This window comes from Flavobacterium sp. LC2016-13, from assembly GCF_009707955.1.
GTDB lineage: Bacteria > Bacteroidota > Bacteroidia > Flavobacteriales > Flavobacteriaceae > Flavobacterium.
In genome coordinates, this window is sequence record NZ_WMDQ01000011.1 from 87,809 (window position 1) to 107,434 (window position 19,626).

The 19,626-nt window shown below is 33.6% G+C and carries 2 protein-coding genes; both read right to left on the reverse strand.

Annotated features, from left to right (window positions below; genetic code table 11):
• Positions 1 to 119: 119 nt before the first annotated feature.
• Positions 120 to 7,286 carry an SDR family NAD(P)-dependent oxidoreductase gene (locus GKZ86_RS20050; RefSeq protein WP_154784834.1) on the reverse strand — a complete coding sequence of 2,389 codons (7,167 nt, stop codon included), beginning with the start codon at positions 7,284 to 7,286 and terminating at the stop codon, positions 120 to 122.
• Positions 7,287 to 7,290: 4 nt separating this feature from the next.
• The gene (locus GKZ86_RS20055) at positions 7,291 to 19,623 is read right to left on the reverse strand and encodes an SDR family NAD(P)-dependent oxidoreductase (RefSeq protein ID WP_154784835.1); all 12,333 of its coding nucleotides are present in this window, start codon (positions 19,621 to 19,623) and stop codon (positions 7,291 to 7,293) included.
• Positions 19,624 to 19,626 lie beyond the last annotated feature (3 nt).

Genomic DNA, 19,626 nt, shown 5'->3' on the forward strand with positions numbered 1-19,626 from the left:
GCTCAATTGAACTCACCTCATCCCCACCTGACTTCAATTTTTGCAAGGCCTCGCTTACAGAAATCTCATTTTTCGCTAGACTTTTTATTAATTTTATTCTTTCCTCCAACATGGTGATTTTACATTAATTCATTAATTTTCTCTAACGCATCCTCTTCGCTCAGCTTTCCTGAGAAGATTCCATTAAGAATGTTTTCTACTTCAATTTCCGATGAGTGAACAACAGTTTTTCCTAACCAAAACCGCTTTCTATCAAATTTTGTAAGATCTAAACTTTGACGGCTTGGTTTATAAGAAGAATCCATTTCTTCCAGAATAACATGGCAGTTAGTTCCACTAAACCCAAAAGATGAAATTGCAGCTCTCCTTGGATGATTTTTTTCCTTCCAAGGCTGTAGCTCCCGAGAAAGTTCAAAAGGGTTTTTTCCAAAACCAAATCTAGGGTGTGGCAGATCACAATTTAGCGTTGGCACGATTATTTTATGATGTAGAGACAAGAGCACTTTTATAACTCCCGAAACCCCGGCGGCAGTCAATAAATGCCCCATATTAGATTTGACAGAACCAACTTTACAAAATCCTTTTTCATCAGTATGTTCACCATATACATTTGCTGCAGCTTTAATTTCAATAGGATCACCTAACAATGTACCAGTCCCATGCGCTTCCAAATATCCAATTGTAGATGGGATAATTTTCGCATCCTTAATTGCTTCCCGAATTACATCTTCTTGAGCTTTCATATTCGGAGCAGTTATTCCCATAGTCTTCCCATCATTATTAACGGCACTTCCTTTAATAACTCCAAAAATTTGGTCACCATCATTTATGGCTTCTTTTAATCGTTTAATCATTACTAATCCGGCACCTTCTCCTAATACAATTCCATCAGCAGATTTATCAAAAACCTTACATTTTCCATCCTTGGCCAGTACCTTACTATTACTAAATGAAATCATAAGATGTTTATCTATGGGTAAAAAAACACCACCAGCAATAGCCATTTTACATTCATTTTCTTTTAAGCTTTTACATGCTTGGTGAAGAGCAACTAAAGAAGAAGAACAAGCAGTATCGATAGTAAGCGCAGGCCCTTTTAAATTATAATAGCTTGATAATCTTGCAGAAATCATACTAGGGATTTTATTAATAACCAACTTCTTCGATTGCTCGGGAGTTAAAAAGGCTTCAGCATTTTCGTAGTAGTTATTGGCTCCTCCTCCAATAAATACACCCACATTTTGATTATTTAATTCATCCATATTGAAACCACCATGATCAAACAAGTGTTGGGTCAATTCCATCAAAATTCTTTGTTGTGGATCCATCACCAAAGCATCATCCTCAGATATATTAAAGAAACCATTATCAAAAAGGTCTACTCCTTCGATCATTCCTGCCCATTTCGAATAGGATTTCCCATGCGTTTGTACCTTGGGATCGAAAAATTCATCAATATCCATTCTATCATCACCGATCTTATCGACAAGACTGTCTCCTTTGCAGAGGTTCTCCCAATACTTCTCAATATTTGGTGACTTTGGAAACCTGCTAGCCATTGCCACAACTGCATATTCATCATCTTCACTTTCCTTATCTCCGGAATTTAAAGCATCATCTTCTATAGCTGAAATTTTTTCCTTCCTCTCTTTTTGATTTTCATTTTCAGAGGTAAAACATATTTCTCTATAATTCTCTAATAAATAATCTGCGAACAAATTAATTGTTGGGTTTTCCAATAAGGCTCCAGGTTCAATTGTGAACCCTAGTTCAAGCTCCATTTCATCCAAAATTTGGGTCATTAAAATGGAATCTAATCCATACTCTTCTAATACTGTATCGTAATCAATATCATCAAGTTCAACTTTTAGTGCTGCCGCTAATATAGAATTCAGCCTTATTTTTAAATCTTTTAGTAACCTTTTATTACTATCAGGTTCAACAACACTTGCATGTTTATACAATTCATTATCAAATTGTTTTTCTAGATTGAAAGACTGGAATCTTGAAATTACATTTTCTAAGTAAATTAATTTATCACCTTTAAAAACAATTGTATGCGGAATATTCATTTTTAAAGCGTCAAGAAATACACCTATCCCTTCCAACGTTTCCAGAGGTTTCATCCCAATTATCCTTTCCAGACGGTCCGACTGCTGTGAGGATATTCGCATGCCTCCTTCCTTCCAGTAAGGCCAGTTTATCGATATCGTTGTCCCATTTCTTTTTCCCTCCGATTGAGCTATATTTCGAGATAATGCAAAGTTGTCCATAAAACAATTTGCTACTGCATAATCTGCTTGCCCTATATTTCCAAAAACTCCTGAAACAGAAGAACATAAAACTAACCAATCAATATTTAGATGTTTCGTTAACTGATCTAAATTTAACAATCCTTGTACTTTAGGTTCAAAAACTTTGGACATATCCTCAGGTTCTTTTTTTGTCAACATGGAATCCTTAACAAGTCCTGCACTGTGAATTATTCCGTTTATTTTTTGATATCGTTTTTCTACTTCATTTATAACTTCTTTTAGATCTTGAGTCCGCGATATATCACATGAATAATAAGTAGCTTCCCCTCCTAAACTTTCAATTAATTCTAGAAAAACGTTTATTTCACTAGTTATCAACTTTCGCCCAACAAGAATCAACTTTGCCTGATATTTTTCAGCAAGAAACAGCGCAATTAATTTTCCTATTCCTCCAGTTCCGCCAGTAATTAGGTAAATGCCCTTTTCAACAATCCTTTCACTAGTTTTTGACGAAAAATTATCTTCCACTATACGAGGTGCAAAACTGACTCCACTCTTTATTTTAATATATTTAGCTTCTGACTTTATTACATTTTCTGCCTGTCTTATTGAAATTCCGTCACTTCTAAGATTATCGATCCATAATCCTCTGAAAAATATCCCTGGCAACTCTATTTCAAAACTTCTAAACATTCCCATCATGGCTTCCTGCATTGGTTCAGCATAATTTGAAGAAGTACTCCCTACCCATAACAGATTTTTACATGTCTTTACTCTATTTCTGTTAATAGCCTGACACAAACGAAGACCAAAAGTACTATTCCACACTAATTCTTCAATACTACACTGATCGATAGCTTGCTCTGCAGTTGACGAATCATCATCAACCTTTGATATACTTATTATTCCATTAATCTCTATCCCTAATAAAACCAACTGTTTAAATAAACGATCAAAGTCAGCTGGTTCATGAAAATTTAAGCCAAATTCTCTGCTTGATTTTTCTTCATAATTGTCTTGATGCTTGACAATTATTTGTTGTTCTAGAGGCAGAGTATCACTATTTATAACTTTTGTATTTTCTATGGAAGGAACAAATATTACCAAATTACCGCTTACTGAGTTCTCCGTTAATTTATACTTCTCCCAATTTTGATTAAAATAAACAACATCATTATGTTCTGAAATAATCTTATTTTGCTTATCTGTTAGATTTTTCTTATCTATAATTAAACATTCATATCCAACAATATGAAGTACGATTTCATTATGAATATTGAATATTGAAATATCATAAAATTGCTTTTTGTTTAATTCAGCCTTTTTTTGGACTACTATGGTATTCTCTTCAGTTGGATCATTAAAAAGTTCAACCGAATCAAATCCGACCGGAACCCCGCCTGAGTTCTGAAGAAAATCAACCCCTAAAGTAGTTTGTAACGCAACGTCTAAAAGTTGTGGTATAAAGGGATTAGTTCGATTTTCTTTTATTAATTCAAGTGGGATTCGAACTCTTCCTCTAGCTTCTAATTTCGTTCCAGACAATTGCTCTATCAATTGAAAAGAGGAACCATACTGCATTCCATTATCGAAGAAACTCTGATAAACTTCTTTTGAATTAAGGCTTAAATCAAAAGAAACTTCATTTTTACTAATTTGAGTTTTCGTTACATTTGATTTTAATAATTTCCCTTTGCAATACACTATTTTTTCATCTAGGGAATCTGAAATACTAAAACTGACAATCCCATCCAATTCTTTTATAAATACTCGTAAACAGAATGGACTACCAACCAAAGTAAGGGATCGTACAAGCTTAACATTTTTAACCATTGGAAAAACCTCTATTCCTAAAGCCTGTTTACCTGCCTGAATTGCCATAGCAATATATCCAGCACCCGGAAAAACAGAATTACCCTGAAATTTGTGATGCCCTATTACGTTTTCCTTTCCAGAAAAGTTAAATTCAAATACTACATTTTCTACTGTAGAGACATTTTTACATGCAAATGGGTTACTAGCATTCTCAGATTGCTTAAATGATTGCTCTGCAACATTAATCCAATAGGGTTTGCGATCAAATGGATATGGTGGTAGTGAAACTGTTAATCCATTAGTACACTCTTTTTCACTCCAGTCAACATCCTGACCATTCACCCAAGATCTAGCAAGTGTTTTTATTTCATTTCCAATGTCTTCATTGGAAGTTGAAAGTGATTCACCCGTAAAGATATTAGCTGAAATTTGTCCATTCAAAAATACTTCGGAAGCACTTATTAATTCCGTTAAATTTGAACAAACAATAGCCAATCGACAATTCATTGCTTTTCTCCCTTGTTGTAAAGTATAAATTACATCGTTGAAATTAATAGTATTTTTTTCAAGACGAATATGACTAATTATCGTGTCAAGGTATTTTTCCAGAGTACGATAATTCTTTGCGCTAAGCACAAATATCTCTTCTTTTGTTTGGTTTTGCAGGAAAGGTTTTTTTTCAGGTGCCTGTTCTAAAATAACATGAACATTCGTTCCCCCTGCGCCAAACGAACTTACTCCAGCGATACGCGAAAGTTCTCCTTTTGGATTAAGAGAGGGTTGCCAATTTTGTAGTTTGGTAGCAATCTCGATATCATTATTACCAAAATCGATCTGCTTATTAAGTTGATCAGCATGAATTGAGGGCGCTATTTTTCCGTGTTTGAATTGTTGAAGTACCTTGGCTACCCCTGCAATACCAGAGGCACTTTCTAAATGTCCAATATTAGATTTTACTGACCCTACCAAAAGTGGATTAGCTCGATCTTTGAAAACCTTTAACAGTGCATTTATTTCTATTGGATCTCCAAGAGATGTTCCTGTACCATGAGCCTCAATATAACTAATTTGTTCTGGTAAAACATTTGCTTTGGCAAGACTTTCACGAATTACAGCTTCTTGAGCATTGGGATTTGGAACCGAGTAACCAGCGCTTTTTCCACCATGATTTACGGCACTACCTTTAATTACTCCATAAATATGATCACCCTGCTTTATCGCATCTGTTAAAGATTTAATCAGTATACATCCAACTCCCTCTCCAGGTACATATCCATCTGCATGTTCTGAAAAACTGTAATTTTTATCCCCTGGTGATATCATACCAAACTGGCTGAGAAAAACATATTTTGATGGATGAGTTGCCAGATTAACACCACCTGCCAAAGCCCATTTACAGCTACCGCTTTTAATTTCCTCGCATGCCCTATGAATAGCCAGTAAAGAAGAGGAACATGCAGAATCAACCACATAGCTTGGGCCTTTGAAATCGAAAAAATGAGATACTCTATTGGCAATTGAGAAGGTGAAAGGTGAAGATATTTCATAATTTTTACCAACACTCTGCTCTAAAGCATTCCAGCCGTATGTATTCCACATTACACCAACAAAAACTCCAATTTTATTTTCATGTTCATTCATTAATGACTTATACTTGCTTCCAGTATAACCAGCATCATCCATCGTAGCATAAGCCATTTCTAAAAAACAACGTTCCTGAGGATCAATTCTCTCGGCTTCCCTTCCAGACAATTTGAAAAATAAAGGATCAAATAAGTCTATATCTTTAACAAATCCTCCTGATTGGCTATTGGTCTTATAAATATTTTTTCGTTGGTTAGAATAGAATTCCGTATGATCCCAACGATTCAGAGGAATAGACTCAATGCAGTTTTTTCCTTTTTCGAGGTTTTCCCAGAATTGATTCATATTTTCTGATTGAGGAAAACGACCTTGCAACCCCACTATTGCAAAATTATCGCTATCGGAATCCGTCACTAACGTTTGATTATTCTTAGTAAACTCAATATTCTTTTCTACATCTATAGGCTTAGGCGCTTTTATAATTGGTAATTCAATATCAAGAATATATTGCTCCTTATAATTATCATAAAGATAATCTACCAGTTCACCTATTGTTGGGTACTCAAACAAAAGTGTAGGATAAATTTTTGTTTGAACCTTACTTTCCAATGCCTCTCCTATAGACATTAAAGCGTTTGAATCAAGACCGAGGTCATAAAACCCAACGTCTGACTTCAAATTATCAATAGGGATTTTATATGAAACATGAAGTAATTTAATGAAATCTCTTTTTATTAAATCTAGAGTAATATGACCATTCTCTATATTTTGAGGAATAATATTAATTTCTTGTTTTTTTCCATTAAAATCTATCTGATTCCTGATAATTTTTCCTTTCAGATTTTTGATCGTTGCTATACTGACTCCGAATTCATCGTATATTTCGATGCTATTGGTCACAATATCTTTTACTTTAATAATTTCCTCATCAAGCCTCTTAGCTACAACAAAAATTTTACGTGGTAAAGGAATTCCCATGGTAAATTCCTCAATAACAATTGGTAAAAGTGGTTTTGATAATTTAGAAACATCGAAGGTAACCAATCCAACGAGTGTTGCAGCATCCATTAAGCACGGATTTGCAACATATCTGTTGTTTGCCCCATGTAATTCAGATACTGTCAACTCTGCAAAAACTTTATCCTTTGTTTTATGAAGGAATCCTTGGGCACGCATATAATTACCATGCTGAATTTTAAATTTTTCAGCTATTGAATAAATTTCAGTTAATGGTATAGATCCAATTTTATTTAATTGTAACTCTTCAAGATCAAGATCAGGTAATGGTTCAAATGATCTAGCTATAATTTCTGCTTCAAAATGCTTTATTGAGTTGTCTTCATCATTAGGAATACAACTTTCGATTGTAACAGACATGCCATTTTCGCTTCTGTTCAATTTCATTGTTAATACGCGGTCGAAATCATTAATTAACCTCAAAGGCTGCTTAAAGGTAATATGTCGTATTCTAAAATTAGATACTTCATATTTAGCGTTTTCTAATACACGATATATAAAGTCAAGATAAACAACACCTGGAAGGATAGAAATACTGTCTACTTTATGATCCCTTAAAATAGGGTTATTCTTGTCAATTCTGATCTGAAAGTTTTTATTTACTAATTGCTCCATAATTCTATTTCAAATCGTTAATTAATTCTTTTATACTAAAAAAACTTTCCATATTAATTTCTTCAACTTCAGGTTCAGTAATAATGTTTGCAGGTTCAATCTCTTCTATGACAGAATATTTATCAATAAAATCATACCAAAGCCTTTTTTTATCCCATTTTGGTGGAGATAAAGATGTTCTAACCTTATTATAATTTAAATGATCTTTATCTCTAAATTCTGAAATAATTACATGAGCGTTTGTCCCTCCAAAGCCAAATGAACTTATACCAGCCCTTTGCACTGGTGTATCATTTGAATTCCATGACTGAACTTTTTGCTGAATATAGAAGGGAGAATTTTCAAAATCGAATCTAGGATTAGGAAATTCTGCATTGAGTGTAGGCACCCATTTCTGATTCTTAAGACATAAAGACATTTTTATAAAACTTGCAATTCCAGCTCCACATAACAAATGCCCAATATTAGTTTTTACTGTACTCACTCCGCAAAATTGTCGTTTTTCTGTTTCAAAAGCATATGTTAAAGATTTTAATTCTATTGGATCTCCTATACTTGTACCAGTGCCATGCGCTTCTATATGATTTATATCAATCCCCTTCAGGTTATTCTTGGCCATTGCCGTTTTAATGACATCTGTTTGGGCTACGTGATTTGGTGTTGTTATTCCCATCGTCTTACCATCATTATTGGTGGCAGTACCATCGATTACTGCATAAATGTTATCACCATCTTTAATTGCATCAGACATTTTTTTAAGAATTACACAACCAGCTCCTTCTCCTGGAACAAATCCGTTTGCCCGTTTATCAAAAGCATATGATTTATCAGATTTAGATATGACATTCGCCTTGCTTAAAAGCAGGTATGGAGTTTCATCAAGTAATAAATCTACTCCACCAGCAATTGCCCAATCACATTCACCTGTGGAAATACTCTGTACTGCAAGATGTAAACTAACTAGTGAAGATGAACAAGCAGTATCTACTACCAAAGCTGGTCCTTTTAAATTAAAAAAATGTGCTACATGCGCAGCTATCATATTCTGTCCCAACCCAATAATCGTATTGGCAGATATCTTGTCAGGTTTGTAACTTGATTTTCTTGCTCCTATAAATACTCCAATATTGCGTTTACTTATTTCGTCTGCTGTATACCCACTATCACTTAAAGCTTCTGTACATTGTTCTAATATTAAACGGGCCGCTGGATCTACTTCTCTGGCTAATTCCTCAGACATATTAAAATAATGATTATCGAAATATTCAACGCCATTGATAAAGCCCCCCCAGCAACTATCACTTTTATCAGATTGACTAACTTCAGAATACCACTTTTCTTTTTCCCATCGTTCCGGCAAAACTTCAGAAATTAAACTTTCATTATTAATTAAACTTTCCCAAAATTCCTGCTGATTGTTAGCTGAAGCAAATTTACATGACAGACCAACGACAGCTATTTTATTATCCTCAGAATTTAAATTTTCCTCGTTTAAAAAATCTTTCTTCATTTTCGGTTTAGAAGAGATAAATACTCGATAATCAAAATATCCTTCCATATCCATCACTTCTGGATATAATTTTGAGAATTCCATTCCTGCTTTCTGAATAAATATTTTCCAATTTTCTATATTAATCAATGGTGAGTGCTCTATTCTTTTTTGATTATCTTCAAATTTCCACCAGCCCTCCAGCAAACCAAACGTATAGGTTGACAAGCTGCTATACTTTACTAATTCCAAAACATAAAATCGCCCTCCTGGCATTAATAATTCATTTACATTTCCAAGAGTATTGGTTATGCTAGTAGTAGCATGTAAAACATTTGACGCAATTACAATATCAAACATTTCGTAGTCCAATCCTTGTTTTAATCCTGAACTTTCAACATCAAATATTTTATAAATGACATTCGGAAATTCTTTTTGAAGTTTTCTCTCAGCATTCTTAAGAAATGATAATGAAACATCCGTAAAATAATATTCAATAGTTTTATCAACTGATTTTAATTGTTCCAATACAGGATAACTTGTACTTCCTGTACCTGCTCCAATTTCCAAAATTCTAATTGCATCGTCTCCCTTTTTTTGTTGAATGTATCCGCTTATTGAGTTACCAATTTGACCATTCAATTCTTTAAGTTGCGGATCCTCTGAATATACTTTCTGCAATTCCAATAGGTCGCCACTCTGAAACACAACAGCAACTGGGTCTATTTCTCCTTTCAAAATCTTAGGATAAGCCGAAATACAGCGGGTCACAAAATTAATATGGGGTTCCATTAAAACACTAGCACTTTTTAACTTAAGTTTTGTTCTTTCCAGATAGTTATCTGTCGAAATTTCTGATTTAAAAAATGTAATAATGTTCTCATCCATTTTTATTACGTCTTTCTTTTCGAGAATATCTAAAAAAGCATCAAATAATGGATTAAAAACTGACTTGATTCCCAATCTTGATTGGAAATCATTCTTACTCATTGATCCACTTTCCCCAAATCTATTGTCCAGTTGATAAAATGCCTTTTTTAACAATTCAAAGGCATATGATTCAATGGCTTCTCCAAAATCTTTAATATCCATTGATGCAATTTCGGATTCACTTACTAAAAGTTCCACATCATTTATATTGTTTGATTCTGAATCTGTTATACTTTTTATTTTATGCAAAAACTCTGCTGACAAATAGCCAATAAGCTGACTTAGTGTATCATTATCGAGCAAAATGGATGGATCGATTGGATGTTTTACCAGCGCTTCTATTTTAGACACCATTTCCGCCAATAAAATAGAGTCTACTCCGTAATCTGCAAAATTTCTATCGAAATCTATTTGCTCATCATCTAGATTTAAAGTGTCTTTTAGAATTTTCGTTACTGCATCTTCAAACTTCCTTTTCTGACTAATTTCATCCTTCCAATAATTATCTTTAATAACTTTTGAGGAAATTGTCATCTTGCAGTTATCGATAATTGAAGATGATAAAGTCAGAGAACTTTCGAGCTCAAAATTATCATAACTGTATTCAATCAAAGATTTGATAATAACTTCTCTGCTAATTAAATCAATTCCTAATTCCTCCAGAGGCACACTAATATCAATATCGCTTTCCTGAACTTCTAGTATCTCAGCAACAATAGAAACAAGATATTTCATTTTAATCTTGTCATAAATCCTTTCATCTTTTGAAACTGACTGTGAATTAACCAATTCTATTTCAATTTTTGAAAATGGTTGTACTGTAAGCCATTTATCTGCCGGTATCAATATGTTTTCCATTTCTGCGGCAAATACAACAGCTTCTGAACTGGACATCGCTTTTTCAAGTAAATCAAATCCAGTGTCATTATCAAAAGCTTGGAATCCAAATTTATAGTAGAATTCTCCTTTAATCGCTCCACTTCCCGAGGCTCTCCATGAAGTCCAATTAACTGATAAATAACGTGTTCCATTTGCATTTTGCTTTGATTTAACAAAGTAATCCATAAATTCATTAGCTCCTGCATATTCTGATGCCCCCACTCCCAGTACAGGAATAACCGAAGAAGACGAGAACAACACTACGAATTTAGGTTTCAAAGGTGCCAACAAACGGTCGAGGTTAATTAATCCACTTACCTTTGGTTCAAAAACCTCAATAACTTTACCAATTGTTTTATTTATAAATGCGGGTTCATCATAATTTGCCTTTCCAGCACAATGCATACATCCACCCAATGTTCCCCACCTCAAACTTAACTTATCAAGAACATTTCCAAATCGGTGAGTATCCACTAAAGAACCATTGTAAACTTCAAATTCTACATTTTTACTCTGATAATCTAATAATAAAGAAATCTTTTTTATAATTTCATCTGGATATTTATCCGGGGAATTCATAATTCGTGACCACTGCTGAACTTCAGGTAAAGCACCTGTTCCTGTTAGCAGTATTTTTCTCGCTCCTTTTTCTATCAAATATTTAACCAGAGATAACCCTATACCACTAGTTCCTCCAGTTATAATATAGAAATATTCGCTACTAATTTCAATTTCATGTCGTTTTATTTCTGACTTTAAGGGAACTTTTTCAAAACCAGAAATTAATCTAGTTCCATTTCGATAACAGATTTCTGTGTAACCATCATTTGAATGAAATTCTGACTTAGCAATATTAATTGCTTCAGTACATGAAGAAGTGGATATATCAATTACTTTTGACTCAATTTTCTTATATTCAGCTCCTATTGCCTTAACAGTTCCAATCAGCATAGCGCCTCGAACATGAGATAAACTTACTTCACAAATTAGCAATTCTCTAGTGAAATAATGGAGTTTCATACCTTTTAATCTATTTTCTCTTACTAGTATCTGGAACAATTGGAATTTACACATTGCCCCATCATAATCACTAACAGTTTCCTCTGTTTCTAGATTAGAAAGATCTATAAGATGTTCTGTATTTTGAATTGAATTAACAACATTTTTAAAAAATTGATGGTCAAAATTTTGTATATCTATGACTATTGCTTTACCCACACTTAAGATTAAATTTTCAAAACCAAGAATTACAAAGAGAAAATTTTCAAATTGATTTTCAACTAAATCAAATTCATTATTATATTGATTTTCAGTCAATACAACAAGAGTAGTCCCACTTACATCTCTTTTACTATTGAAATCTAATTCTTTTGTCCACCAATTTTTTCTAAACAAGTGATTCAATTTACTCAACTCTTTTTCTCTTTTAGATTCATTGGGAGTTTCGATATCTGAAAACCAATATTTCTTAAGTTTAAAAGGATGAACAGGTAAAGATACTCTCTGAGGTGGAATAGAATATAAGCTTTTCCAATCTACTTTATTCCCTTGAGTCCAATAAGCAATAAGACATTTGAGATCACCTTGTTCAAGTCCTTCCAAATATTGTCCTTTATTAATTGATTGCTCAATAATTGAACTTTCCCCTCTTTTCTCTATAAATTCGATAAGTTGAATAATTAAATCATCTCTATTTGAACCAATAAATCCAATTCTTGCAGCAAGATTCTTTCTTCCCGTTTGAAGTGTATAAGCAATTTGCTCCAATGAAAAGGAATTTCGCTCGACATGATTCAATAAACTCTGAACTTTTTCGATCAGCTGTTTTTCATCTTCTGCAGAAATTATCCAGGCAACTGAACCATTTTCTTGATGGCTGGAATCTGAAACATTTTTGTTTTTTTCGATATATTCTTCAATAATTATATGAGCATTACTTCCTCCTGCACCAAATGAACTTAATCCTGCTGTTAATGGATAATTGTTACCTTGCGAATCCTCATTTCGTAACCACGGCTGTAACTTTTGATTTAAATAAAACTCTGACTCTTCAAAATTAATTCCCGGATTGATCCTTTCTGCATGAATTGAAGGCACAAGCATCTGATTCTTAATTTGAAGAATAACTTTCATTAGGCCCGCCATTCCAGAGGCTGCTTCTAAATGACCTAGATTTGATTTTACTGAACCAATAGCACATTTTTGATTTGGTAAATTATACCCTTCAAGAGCGCGTCGAAGCCCATTTATTTCAATTGGATCTCCTAAGGATGTACCTGTTCCGTGTGCTTCAATATACCCTAAGGCAGCAGGATCAATTCCAGATTTCTCAATAACATTGCGAATAAGGGTGCCTTGTTTTGTGGGATTCGGAACTGTATAACCAGTAGTTTTACCACCGTGATTTATACCACTCGCCCTGATTACGCCATAAATACTGTCACCATCGGATGTAGCCTGAGATAATCTTTTTAAAACAACAACACCAACTCCTTCACTCGGAACATATCCTTCACCTCCCTCACCGAAACTATTACATCTTCCATTTGGTGATAGAAAACCTCGTTCTTTTAATACTATATGATTTATTGGGTGTAACGCCAAATTAACTCCCCCTGCCAAAGCAACATCACATTCTCCTATCAAGATACTTTGACAAGCATAATGTAATGCTGTAAGTGACGAAGAACAAGCTGTATCGAAAGCAATAGATGGCCCATTAAAATTTAAACTTGAAGATACTCGATTCGCTACTGCATAATAAGTTGACAGAGGAAAAGTGTTATCCCCTTTAAGAGCTTCTTCAACTCCAAAAAAAGAATAACTCCCCCACATTACTCCTGCAAAAACTCCAACTTGATTTTCACCTTTATTAGAATATTTAATGCTTTCTGCAGAATACCCAGCAGCTTCAATAGCTTTATGACATTCCATTAAGAACAAACGCTCTTGAGGATCCATTAAACTTGCTTCACGTGGTGAAATATTAAAATACAATGGATCAAAATGAAAATGTTCATTTATAAAACCACCTTTATTGGAAACATTCATGTCCTTTAATCCTGATAACTTCCATGTTTCAGGAACAGAGTCATGAACCATATTTCCTCCATTACTTAGCTGGCTCCAAAAATCATCAAGATCATTTGCTCCAGCATATTTACCGCTCATTCCAACAATGGCTATCGGATCCCTTAAATAATTTAATTGAGAATCTTTAGCTTGACCATTAGGATCTAATTCAGAATTCCTATGGTTTTCCTTCTCAATCGTTTTGTTATCCTGAGCTTGTGACAACAATTGTTCCAGTTTGTTTTGATGATTTTCTATAAAATAGTTTGTTAATTCAGTTAAATTAAAATATTCGAAGAACAAGGTTCTTGATAGAGAGCCAAATTTTAATTCAAAAGCTTCATTTAAAGTCGCTACAATAAGAGAGTTTAAGCCAAACATTTCGAAATTTGCTTCCGTATCAATTTGAGAAACATTAAGTCCCACCGCTTCAGAAAAAATCGAACTAATTAATTTCAAAGCACGTTCTTCAAATAAGCGATCAGAATTTAATTCTATATTTATAGAAGAAGATCTATCGATCTTTGTTTTCGGAATCTTATTAAAGTGATTTATATTCCCTTTAAATATCCCAACCATTCCTTCCTTTTGAGAAAGAAGTGTTTCCATTACAGAAAATCCTTCGTCAGTTTCTAATGGCTGCATTCCTGTTTTAGACAAAAAATGATCCTTCATATCGTTTCCAACTTGCATGCCATCATTCCATAAAGGCCATGCCAATGCTAATGTTTTTCCATAACGACCACCTGTTTTCTTAAAGTTATTGCGATGATTAGCAAACGAATTAAGAAAACTATTTGCACATGAATAATCTCCCTGTCCTTCATTTCCATATAGGGATGAAAGAGATGAAAATGCACAAAAGAAATCAAGAGGTTCAAAACGTGTAACATGGTCTACATTTAAGACACCATTAACTTTAGTGGAAACTACATTTCTAAAATTGGCAGTAGATTTTAGGTATAAGTACTCGTCTTGAATGATGCCTGGTAAAAAGAAGACTCCATTTAAAATCGTAAAACGACTTTTAATATTATAATACAAATGTTCAACTTCATTCATATTAGTAAAATCACAACACACATAATCTTCAAAAGAAAGACCTAAATCAGTCAATTTCCCTTGAATATTTTCTAGAGATGATCTTCCCGCCACGATTAATTTTGCATCATATTCCTTCAACAAATACTGACACAGTTTAATACCTATACCTCCTAATCCTCCACAAACAAGATAAACGCCTTTTTTTCTAATCGTATTAGTCTCATCTATTGGATCAATTATATTCTTTACAAGATATTCATTGATCGATCTTCCATCGACATTAAGCTTACTTTCAAAATCTGCTTGTTTTAGTTCCTGAAACAATTCAGATATATGGTCCGACAAATTTCCCTCCATTTGTAATGTACTACAAATCGTATTTGGATTTTCCTGCCTTATAGTTCGGTTATATCCTGAATACATTTCATAAAAAGGTCTATAAAGAGCCCCTGACTCGAAAACAGTAAGTACACGTTTCGAACCCTTTTTAAACTTATACCAAACCTGCAATAAATGATGAAAACTTATAATCTCACGATCAAGTATCTCATAAGCATTTTGCCACATTTCATTTGAGGCGCTCTTACCATCTTCAGAAATCCAAATCATGTAATCGGGAATATTTTGACCCAATTTTTCAAATAACATAGTAATACTACTTTCGTCCATTAGATTAACCGAAAAAGTATTCCCGTTTTGTTCAAAATGCATTCCTTTCGCTAATTTTATCAATTTAACTTTAGGAAAATGTGAAGTCAACCACAATTCTATACTGTCATGATGTGCAGTATTTTGACTGCAAACAAGAACAGTTTCGTCGTCTTTTAGTACTGATAGATTATCTGAATAATTATTAATTACCCAATTATTTTCAATTGTTATCAATCGAGAATCAGCACTAAGTTGCTTTGTGGTTAATCGCCCTGCATTTATTCCTACTATTCTTCCTATAGAACAACCATTAATATCAAACAAAATAACATCATACTTATCGTTGGATTTAGTTGCATACGCAAAGAAATTATTCGGTAATTTATCGGGCAGTTGTAATAAATCAAAACTTACAGGAACAAACAAATCTCCTTGAGAATCTCCTGCATCAAATATTCCCATGATCGTTTGAAAGCATGCATCTAACTTAAAAGGAGAATAAAAATATTTATCGTCTTGGTCTTGGTCTCCACTTTCAATCGATGCTAAAGCAGAGTCGTCGCTGACATACATTGTATTAATTAATCTGAAAGATGGACCAAAACTAATTCCGTTTCTCTCCCAGAATTTATATATGTTTTGATTTTCTATAGTACGATTTGCATTGGATTTGATACTTTTAAGAATTATTGTTTCATCCCAATTTTCAACTTGTGAAGAAATTATCCCCTTCGCGTTTGGATGAGCTATATCATTAACAAAGGAAACAACTTCAAATTGAACTACATTATTGTCTAATTCCGTGAATCGCACTGCTGAATGTCCGTATTTACCATCAATAACTATTGGTTCAATATAAAAAATATCCTTCCAATTGTATTCACTCTTTGAAAACCTAGCAATATAAGCCTCTCTTACAAACTCTATAATAGCTACTCCAGGCACGACAAATACACCATGAATAATATGTTGGGCAACAAATTTATCATGGATAGAAAACTTTCTCTGAGTAAATCCATCGTTATTGATAGATGGTTGTTTTTCTTTGACCCAATAACGATCTCCTTGAAATGGATATGTTGGAAGACTTATTCTTTTACCAAAATCATTAGAGTAAAAATTTTCCCATCGAATATTTTCACCATTTAAATAATGAAAGGCTATCCCGTTAGCTAAATCATCCTTACTAGTTTCTAATTTCGATTCTACAGTTGATAACCAATTGCCTTGTTGCTGCTCTTGTGAAACTACAAGACTATCCGAATTGTATGTAATTTCTTCTGATATCAATTTTTCGAGTAAATCCTCTTTCCCTTTAAACACAACTAATGCCCTATGTTTAAAGTGATCTCTCCCAATATTTTGGGTAAAAATAATGTCATTAAGATTGACCTTGTCTTTATGGGTTCCAAACCAAGTTTTAAATTCAGTAATTTTCTGCAGTAAAGCTCGTTTATCCTTACCAGAAAAAGTAATTAATGAAGCCTCTTCTAATTGCTCAGAAGAAAAATTATTATACTCTTCCAATACCATATGACAATTAGTCCCACTCATTCCAAATGCATTTATAGCAGCCATTCTTATCCCATTTTCAGCAACCCATGGCTCCTTGTTCTTTACAAGATAAAAAGGACTGTTTTCAAATTTAATGTGACTGTTTTCAGTACTGAAATTTGCAATAGCCGGAATTACTTTATGTTTAAAGGCTAACACCAATTTTATTAGAGAACTAATACCCGCAGCTTGTAATGTATGTCCTATATTTCCTTTCACAGATGAAATAGCACAAAATTTATCTTGAGAGGTATAACTCCTGAAACTGTCCGTTAATGCAGTTATTTCAATAGGGTCTCCTAATTCGGTGCCTGTCCCATGAGTTTCAACATAGGATATTTTGGAAGGATCAATATCAAAACGGCGATAAATGGACTCTTGTAATTCTTGTTGAGCTACAGGATTCGGTGCAGTGATACCGTTACTTTTACCGTCTTGATTCAGTCCATTTCCTTTTATTACTGCATAAATATTGTCCTTATCTCTAATAGCATCACTCAGACGTTTCAACATTACTATTCCTACAGCTTCGCCAGGAACAATACCATTTGCATCATTATCAAATGGCTTGCAAAGACCTGTTTTTGATAGCATTCCAGTTTTACCTGCCAAGCTATGAAATCGTGGAGTTAGAAATAAAGAAATACCTCCGGCAAGAGCCATATCTATGGAACCATTTCTCAAACTATCGCATGCCATATTTACGGCAGCCAGAGATGAAGAGCAGGCAGTATCTATGGATATACTTGGCCCTTTTAGATCAAGAAAATAGGAAATTCTTGCTGCCAATATGGATGATATGTTTCCTGTTAAGCTTGTATGGGAGATCGAATTTGGAGAGGAATAGTCATAATCACTCAATCCTGCTCCTACATATACACCACAATTAGTCCCCTTCAATGAACCTGCTCTATAGCCTGCATCTTCAATTGCCTTGTATGATTCTTCAAGGAATAACCTTTGCTGCGGATCCATATAACGAGCTTCAAGTGGAGAAATCTCAAAGAATAAGGCATCAAATAAATCTATATCAGAGAGAAAGGCTCCTCGCTTCAACATTTCGTCTTGATCACATCCATATTCCTTTATATCTTCTTTATCCCAGTGTTCAACCTCAGTTGAAAATTCTATTTTTTCTTCAATGAGATTATCCCAATACTGCTGCAGATTTTTCGCACCTGGAAATCTACCAGACATACCGATAATTGCAATTGGCTCTATTTCCTTTTTATCATTAAACTCGCTCAATTCATTTTTTTGTTTAATTTCAAATGATGTTTGCGACATTGAAAAATTGGAGACTGGTGTATGCTCCTCGGAAGTACCCGTAAAAATTGGATTCCTTGTTATTATCACATGGTCGGCTATATATTGGCTCAAGGAATCTATATCTGGATATTGATAAACAAGAGTTACTTTAAGGTTGATATCGAATAGTTCATTTATTTGATCAATAAAAGAAACTCCAATTAGAGAATCCATCCCATAGTCAGCAAAACTCTGTGATGAATCAATATTTTGTTCGTCAACCATCAGAAGATTAGCAATTAATTTAATCAAATCATGTTGAATATCAAGATATTCAGATTTAGATTTCTCATTGCTCGAAACATTCGATAATTCATGAGTACTATGATGTTTTTCACCAACAATAATACTTTGGAACTCCTTATTTAAAGCATATCCTTTCGAATAACCAAACCCTTGTTGCGCCATAACTATTCTCCAACTTTCTTTCGAAAGAAGAGGAGAACCTGGCAATCTAAGATCATCCTTATAAGACCACCAACTATCTGCCAACCCAGATGTCATCATTAAAAAAGGGCTCACTTCAGTTTTTTCGTTAAGAATAAGAATGCCATTATCTTTTAATAAAAAATTAAGATTAGATAAAGATTTTGTAATCACAGAAGTTCCATGAATAGCGTTACTTGCGAAAACTATATCGCAACTTTTAGCTAGCTCTTTATATTCTGAAGGATCTTTTTGAATATCTAGAACACGGAAATCCATAAACGGATTTGCTTTTCTAAATTTTTCTTGTCCAAAATTAACAAATCGCGCTGAAGCGTCAGTATAGATGTACTCTACCTTCGTACCCGATTTTGCAAAAACTTTTAGTACTTCTATACTAGTTCTACCTGTTCCTGCACCAATTTCCAATATACGAATCGGAGAAATATTTTTGTTTGTCGATAATCTATCAACAATTTTAGAAACTGTATTTGCTAAAAATTCATTAAAAAAAACTGCTGCGATATTCTCACTATAAATTTTTCCTTCTATTTCTAAATCTTTCTCAGAGAAAAGCATTTCATCATATCTTATTTCTCCTCGTAAAATTTTATTATATGATAAAATACAATGATCTAAAAGCTCAACATTGGATCCAAAACTAACTGAATGAGTTAGTAAGTTATCCCTAAGAATGCCAAGCGAAGATGATAGCTCTTCCTGAGAAGGAAGTCGTAAAATCTTAAATTTTCCATCTTGAAATTGAAAATCGTTAATTCCATTAATTATCAATAAAAATGAATCAATTAAGCGATTATATTTTGGCAAAACACCAATTGTATCAAACAAAACTTGTTTCGAATACCAACGATTGGCATCAAATGATTCAAAATAAGGTTGAAAAAAGGAAAATAGAACATTTTCAGCATATTTATCTAGATCATTTACCCCATCTATTATCTTCTTTTTATCTACTGTATTCATTGT

What these genes read in the sequence shown, in the direction of transcription:
- GKZ86_RS20050 (WP_154784834.1), bottom strand. Translation starts at nt 7,286, where the DNA reads ATGGAGCAATTAGTAAATAAAAACTTTCAGATCAGAATTGACAAGAAT.
- GKZ86_RS20055 (WP_154784835.1), bottom strand. Translation starts at nt 19,623, where the DNA reads ATGAATACAGTAGATAAAAAGAAGATAATAGATGGGGTAAATGATCTA.